This window comes from Roseateles sp. (assembly GCF_036486225.1).
In the GTDB taxonomy this organism is placed as follows: Bacteria; Pseudomonadota; Gammaproteobacteria; order Burkholderiales; family Burkholderiaceae_C; genus Roseateles.
In genome coordinates this window covers 1-6,365 of sequence record NZ_DASVNZ010000271.1, presented here as the reverse complement: position 1 = coordinate 6,365, position 6,365 = coordinate 1, and the positions used below count along the sequence as shown (strand labels likewise).

6 protein-coding genes and 1 pseudogene are annotated in these 6,365 nt (G+C 70.0%); 4 read left to right on the top strand and 3 right to left on the bottom strand.

All coding sequences use genetic code 11. The features are described 5' to 3' along the window. The 3 genes from VF536_RS17880 to VF536_RS17870 all read left to right on the top strand — a co-directional run. On the top strand, positions 1-605 hold a 605-nt coding region (locus tag VF536_RS17880), incomplete at its 5' end, for a LysR substrate-binding domain-containing protein (protein ID WP_331616210.1). Between the two features lie 138 nt (positions 606-743). Beyond that, on the top strand, positions 744-1,148 hold the full coding sequence (locus tag VF536_RS17875; protein ID WP_331616209.1) for a response regulator: 405 nt from the start codon (positions 744-746) through the stop codon (positions 1,146-1,148). A 150-nt stretch (positions 1,149-1,298) separates the two neighbouring features. Continuing rightward, on the top strand, positions 1,299-1,607 hold the full coding sequence (locus VF536_RS17870) for a hypothetical protein (RefSeq protein WP_331616208.1): 309 nt from the start codon (positions 1,299-1,301) through the stop codon (positions 1,605-1,607). A gap of 67 nt (positions 1,608-1,674) precedes the next feature. Here the strand turns inward: VF536_RS17870 and VF536_RS17865 are convergent, their stop codons facing one another. From VF536_RS17865 to VF536_RS17855, 3 genes are all read right to left on the bottom strand, one after another. After that, a complete protein-coding gene (locus VF536_RS17865) occupies positions 1,675-3,585 on the bottom strand; it encodes an AI-2E family transporter (RefSeq protein ID WP_331616207.1) in 1,911 nt (636 codons plus the stop codon). After that, complete coding sequence (locus tag VF536_RS17860; protein WP_331616206.1) at positions 3,582-4,958, bottom strand: HAMP domain-containing sensor histidine kinase; 1,377 nt, start codon at positions 4,956-4,958, stop codon at positions 3,582-3,584. Before VF536_RS17860 ends, VF536_RS17865 begins: the two co-directional genes overlap by 4 nt. 113 nt (positions 4,959-5,071) lie before the next feature. Further along, entirely contained in the window at positions 5,072-5,899 is an 828-nt protein-coding gene (locus VF536_RS17855) for a MipA/OmpV family protein (protein WP_331616205.1), read from the bottom strand. Positions 5,900-6,119: 220 nt separating this feature from the next. On the opposite strand from VF536_RS17855, the pseudogene VF536_RS17850 reads away from it, so the two are divergent. After that, positions 6,120-6,365 (top strand): annotated as a pseudogene (locus VF536_RS17850) (RND transporter); the annotation flags it as partial.

The following is a 6,365-nucleotide window of genomic DNA, read 5'->3' as shown; positions in this document are numbered from 1 at the left end:
TCCGGCGCGACTATCCGGGCATCGAGCTCGACCTGGCGGATGTGCTGTCGGAGAGCTGCGTGGAGCGGGTCCGGTCCGGCCGGGCCGACCTTGCGCTGGCCGCCGTCCGCACCACCGCGCCGGAGTTGTCCGCCTTGCCCTTCCTGTCCGATGACTTCTATCTGGTCTGCCGTCGGGATCATCCGCTGGCGCGCCGTCGCCGGCCCCGGCTGGCGGAGCTCGAGAACCAGGCGCTGATCGGCCTGGCGCGGCACAGCAGCGTGCGGCAGGCGCTGGACGCCGCCCTGCCTTCGCAGCCCTCGCAGCGCTTGCGCCCGGTCCTGGAACTGGAGCAGCTCAGCACCGTGGCCGGGATGGTCGTCGCCGGCCTCGGCGTGACGCTGGTGCCGGCGCTGACGCTGTTCCACTTCAACCACCCCGATCTGATCGCGCGTCCGATCGCCGAGGAGGGCCTGCAGCGCCACATCTACCTGATCCGGCGCCGCGACCGTGCGTTGTCGGCCGCGGCGCAGGCGATGGCGGACGCGCTGTGGCGCTGGGCCGCCCAAGGGCCGAAACGCGCGGGGGTGACGGTGCGGTCCGCGCCCGCGGACGTCGCCATGTGATGCAGTGTGTCGCGGTGTGACGTTCGTGAAAGTCATCACGCGAAGCCCCCGAGTCAGGCAATCACCTACATCCGGAGTGGCACCGTCGGCGCAGACATCCCGTCGCGGCGGTGCGAGTATTTGGTCCAGGAGAAAGCCATGAAGATTCTGCTCGTCGATCCTTCCGACACCTTCCGCAAGATGCTCTACGAGCGGCTGCGGGAAGTGCCCACCGCGACCGTGGTGGGCCAGGCCTCCGATGAAGACCAGGCGGTCCTGCTGGCGGCGCTGTGCGCCCCGGACCTCGTGCTGACCGAACTGGACCTCGTCCGGGGATGCGGTTTCGCGCTGATGGAACGCCTGCGCAAGGCCGGCTACGAAGGCATCGCCTACATGGTCACCTCGGCCGACGAGGCGGAGTACGGTCCGCGGTGCGTGGACGCGGGCATCACCGGCTTCTACGACAAGACCTACGACCTGGAGCGCCTGCTGCAGGCGATGGCCGTGCTGGCGCAGGCGCCGGTGACCTTCGGCCAGTCCAGGATCCGCGCCAGCGCGGTGTGAGCCCGGCGCCGCGCTCCTGCGGCTGCGGACAAGGCCCCTCCCACGGCGCGCCTGCTGGCAGGATCTCCCGCCAAACGACTCCTGCACATTTGAGCCACTACTGTATGCAAATACAGTATCATCGAGCCATCCAACTCCCGGAGTACCGGCATGCTGCTCGACCTCAACAACGCGGCCTCGATCGTGGAATGGTGGTGCATCTTCCCTGAACGTCACGGCCCACTGCTGGCCGACTGGGAGCGCCGCCGGCCCGAGCATGCGGAGGAAATCGGCCGCGCCCGGCGCCTGATCAAGGCGGACCCCGCGCGCCGCGCCCTGCTCGCCCGGGCGCAGGCCGAGGAAAGACACGCAAGACCTGTCCCCGACTACCGGCTGTCCTTCGACGAGATGGCCGCGGGCGAACTGCGCGACGACGACAGCGTCAACGTCAACGTCAACGTCAACGCCGCCGCGGCCTGACGCCTTGGGCCGGCGCGTCGGTCGCTTCCGAAGCGGCCGGCACCGAGACCGGCACGGCCGACGCGGTTCAGGACTGGCCCGAGGCCTCCGCATCCGCCGCCGGCACGCCCTGGAGGTCCGCACGCTTGAGCAGCGCGATCGCCTCCTCGAAGGAAAACGCCGTGTCATGCGGCCGGTCGGGGGCGATCTGGTCCACGGACGTCCTGTTCGCCGAGAACATCGAGATCACCCGGGCCTGCGGCATGCGCGCGAGCATCTCGTTGAGCGCCTGGGCGTCGCCTTCGACCGCGCCGTCCGTGGCGGCGGCCACGACGAGCACGGCCTGCACCGCCGACAGGTCCAGCGCAGCTGGCACGCTGGCCAGTTCCTGGACGGTGACGTGCAACGCGCCGAGCTGATCGCCGCGCAGGATTCTCACGAGCAGCTCCGCCGACAGATGGGCCTCCCGATCGTCCATGCTGATGCACATCAGCGCGGATCCGGCGCCCGCGGCGGACTGGCCCGGCGAGCCTGCTTCGATGGTCAGCCGATCCTGACGCAGCTGGAGCCCGAGATCGCCGCCGAACAGCACCGACCGTGTCCATCGTCGCTTGGGCGCATGCGGCAGCCGCGTCAGCTCCCCCAGGACATGCAGGATGACGCGTTGCGCCGCGGACCGCTGCTGCTGGGTGATCAGGTTCCTGACCAGATCGTCCCTGCCGAGGTTGAGCGCGGGCAGGACCACCTTGTCGCAGTAGGTCGCCAGCGACTTGCGCTTCAGGAACGCGCGGGCATCGGCCAGGATCTCCACCGCGTCGCCGCTCAGACTGCGTTGATAGAAGCGCTGCGCGAGGCTCAACGCGGGCGTGTCGCCGAGGAGGATGTCCAGGAAGGCCAAGGCGGGCACATGCCGGCCCGCCACGACGAGGCACAGCGTCAGCGGCGTGGACAGCAGCAGGCCGACCGGCCCCCACAGCGCGCTCCAGAAGATGGCCGCGACGACCACGGACAGCGGGGAGAGCCCCGTCGCATGCCCGTACAGCCTCGGCTCCAGCACGTGGGCCACCACCAGTTCAACCGCCAGGAACACCAGCGCGGTCGACCAGGCGAGGTGCCACTCCGGTGAGACGCCCGCGGCCACCGCGCAGGCCCCCAAGGCCGCGGCTGGGAACCCGACATACGGGATGAAGCGGAGCACCCCGGCCAGCACCGCCCAGATCACGGCGTGCGGCATGCCGAGCGCGGCGAGCAGGACTCCGATCACCACGGCCACGCCGAAGTTGACCGTGAACTGCGAGATGAAATACCGCGAGAGGCGCTGGCCCGCGTCGTTCACCGCGCTGGTCGCGGCGCGGATGTCCGATCCGCCGAGCAGGCGGATCAGACGGTCGCGGAGCACGTCCTGCTCCAGCAGGGAAAAGATCAGGACGAGGATCACGATGCCGACCGTGGCGGCGGGGCCCCAGACGGCGGCGGCGAGTCGCCGCAGCGCATCCTCGCCGCGGTCGGGCGGCTCCGAGGACGTTGTCGCCTGGCGCGGGAACGGCTCCTCCGGGTCGACGCCTCCGGGTGACCCCACAGACCCCGCAGACCCGGCGGTCTGCGACGGGGACGCTTTCAGGCTGCCCATCATCCGGCCGGCCCGGCCATGCGCCTCCTCCAGCTGATCGACCGTGAGCTTGCGCAGGGTGCCCAGCTTCTCCTGCAGGTTGGACTCGTAGGCCGGCAGCTCGCGGGACATGGCGCTCAACTGCCCCAGCAGGGCCGCGCCGACGATCGCCATGAAGCAGCCAGCCAGCAGCAGGGCCGAGATGGCGGCCGCAGTCTGGCCCAGTCCGAGGCGCCGGAACCGGCGCACGAAAGGCGCCAGGACGAAGGCCAGCGTTCCCGCCAGCGTCATCGGCACCAGGACTTCCCTGCCCAGGTAGAGCAGGCCCAAAACGGACACGCCGATGAGGAACTTGGCGGCCAGGGACGACGACGGGGAGGCGGGGGTCATGGGGGGGATTTTGCGACCACCATCCGCAGCCCCGGGTCCTCCGGTTGTGCGGACAGCTGCCACCCATGCGCCTCCGCGATCTCCTGGCAGATCGCCAGGCCGAGTCCCGCGCCGTGATCGCGACGATGCGCGCCGCGCCAGAAGCGTCCGAAGATCCGCGACAACTGATGCGGCGTCACCCCCGGCCCGCGGTCGCGGACCGAGAACCGGTCGGCCTCGATCTCCACGCTCACGAGACTGCCGGCCGGCGCGTGCTGGATGGCGTTCTCGAGCAGGTTCTTGAGGAGCGTGAACAGCGCGCCGCGATCGGCGTCCCAGGTCACCGTGCCGGTCGGCTCTTCCGATCCTTGCACCCCGACCATCACGACATCGAGCGCCACCTCCCGCGCCGTCGACATGCGCGTCAGGTATTCCACCGCCTCGCCCGCCGCCGCTTCGAGATCCGTCGGCGCGAAGACGTAGTTCTGCGTCTCGCTCGCCTCGGCCAGCAGCAGCAACTGCTGCACCTGCCGCGTCATGTGCTCGACGTCCTGCAGCAGCAGGTCCGGCCCCTTGCCTTCCGCCATCAACTCCACCTGCGCGCGGATCAGCGCCAGCGGGGTCTTGAGCTCATGCGCCGCGGTGGCGAGGAACTCCTGCTGCACGCGGTAGCCGCGCTCCAGGCGCTCGAGCGCACGGTTGAAGCTCTCGACCAGCGGGACGATCTCCGTGGGCACGCGGTCGATCTGAAGCCGCCCGTGCACCGAGCGCGGCGAGATCGCCGCCGCCGAGGCCGAGACCTCGTGCAGCGGCTTGAGCACGCGCCGCAGCGTCAGGTAGGCGCACACGCCGAAGACCAGCAGCAGCGTCGTCGCGAACAGCCCCATGCCCTTGCTCATGAAGGGCATCGCGAACTCGACGTGGAAGAGCTCGAACAGCCGCGCGCTGCCGGCCTGCTGGAAGTACCACGCGCGGCCGCCGCGCCGGACGACCTCGGTGGCGCCGCGCATCGGCTGGCCGGCGTATTCGAACGAGAAGTTGCCCTGCTTCAAGCGCTGCGCGCCCGGGCCGCTCGCGGCCCAGAAGTCCTCCGACGCCGGCGATGCGAGCACGACCCGGCCCGACGCGTCCAGCAGTCGGTACGCCAGGTCGTCCTTCAGCTTGAGGTACATCCAGTCGTACTGCCGCGCATCCGCGTTGAAGCCGACCGGCATGCCGCTCGCGTCGAACACCAGCTTCTCCGAGAGTTCCTCGGCGAATTCGGAGATGTCCTCGTCGAAGTACAGCGTGCCGCGCCAGCGCGTCACGCCGTCGAAGACGAGCACCAGCGTCGCCACGGTCAGCACCACCCCGACGAGGTAGGCCACCAGGACCTTCGCGGTGAGGCTGTTCATCCAGCCCGTCGAGCCAGCCGAGCCCGATGGACGGGAGGATTCCGAGGCCCCGGCCGATCCCGGCGCGGCGCCGGACGGCGCGTTCTCGGCTGGCGCTCGACGTCCTTCAAGCATCAGAAGCGGTACTGGTAGCCCACGAAGACCCGATTCTCCGTCGAACGGTCGACCAGCGAGCTGTCCTTGATGCCGCTGCCCAGTCCCGTGACGCTGAGGTCCAGCAGCATCGCGTGGTGGCGGTCGAACAGGTACATCGTGCGCAGCCCCACCTCGGCGTTGGTCGTCGACTTGCCCTGGTAGAACGCCCGGCCTGCGCGGGCCTCTTCGGCGCGCACGCCGTAGTAGTAGTCGACATACTTCTTGTCGACCCAGTTCGCGCCCAGGCGCGGCGTCAGCATCCACTGGCCGCCGAGGCGCCAGGTCTTCTCCAGCGTCAGCTCGAACTTCTGGCCCTTGCTGTGGCCGGAGGCGTCGGCCGTCCATTGCCCGCCCAGGTCGAACATGTCCGTCTTCCACTCGGCCTTGGCGCCGACCCACACGCCGCCCTTGCGCTCGGCCATGCCGTTGAGGATGGGCGCGTCGTCCTGCTCGTAGCCGCCCAGGTCCAGCTTGGCCACCAGACCGAAGTCGACGCGCTGCGTCGGGTTGATGGTCCAGCTCGGCAGCTTGCCCGTGAGCCCGAGGCCGGACAGCTTCACCCAGCGGTTCTCATAGCTGAGCATCGGCAGCACCTTGGTCTCGCGGTCGTAGCCGGTGTAGGCCTTCTGGGAACTCACGGCGCCGATGCCCAGTCCCCACGAGGACTCGCCGTCCTGGCCGGGGCCGCCCGGTCCGGCCGCCAGCGCGGACAGCGGGGCCGACACGCAGAGCACGGCGGCGGAAGAGAAGACGGCGCGCGTGAGCGCCCGGGATGCATGCGGAAGGAATCGTGTCTGCGGTGCCATGAGAAGTTCCCGAGTGGGGGCGGTGATTGGAGCCCGCATCCTCGGCGCCGCCGTCTTACTGACTCCTTACCGTACGGTGCCTGTTTTCCTCTGAAGCAGGTCGGCAAGGACTGGCCCCGCCCACCTTTCCTCCTTGAGCCGGCGCACCGCCGGGGGATGGTCGGAGGCGTCGATCGGCGGTAAGGAGCCGGAAAGACGGGCGACACGACAGTCGCGGCCCATGCACCGTCGCTCTCCCTTCTTCACCGTCCTGAGCCTGCCGCTCCTGAGCGCCTGCGGCGCGTTGTCCCCGCCGATCACGCCACCCGGCGCCGTCCCCGTCGCCGCGCAATGGCACGCGCCCATGCCGCACGGCGGCCAGACCACGGACCTGCGCCGCTGGTGGTCGCAGTTCGACGATCCGCTGCTTGCGACGCTGGTCACCGACGCGCAGGCCGCCAGCCCGACGGTCGCCACCGCCGCCGCC

Excerpts from the sequence above, each read along its gene's own strand:
- VF536_RS17855 (WP_331616205.1), bottom strand. The coding sequence starts at position 5,899 with ATGGCACCGCAGACACGATTCCTTCCGCATGCATCCCGGGCGCTCACG.
- VF536_RS17860 (WP_331616206.1), bottom strand. The coding sequence starts at position 4,958 with ATGAACAGCCTCACCGCGAAGGTCCTGGTGGCCTACCTCGTCGGGGTG.
- VF536_RS17875 (WP_331616209.1), top strand. The coding sequence starts at position 744 with ATGAAGATTCTGCTCGTCGATCCTTCCGACACCTTCCGCAAGATGCTC.
- VF536_RS17865 (WP_331616207.1), bottom strand. The coding sequence starts at position 3,585 with ATGACCCCCGCCTCCCCGTCGTCGTCCCTGGCCGCCAAGTTCCTCATC.
- VF536_RS17870 (WP_331616208.1), top strand. The coding sequence starts at position 1,299 with ATGCTGCTCGACCTCAACAACGCGGCCTCGATCGTGGAATGGTGGTGC.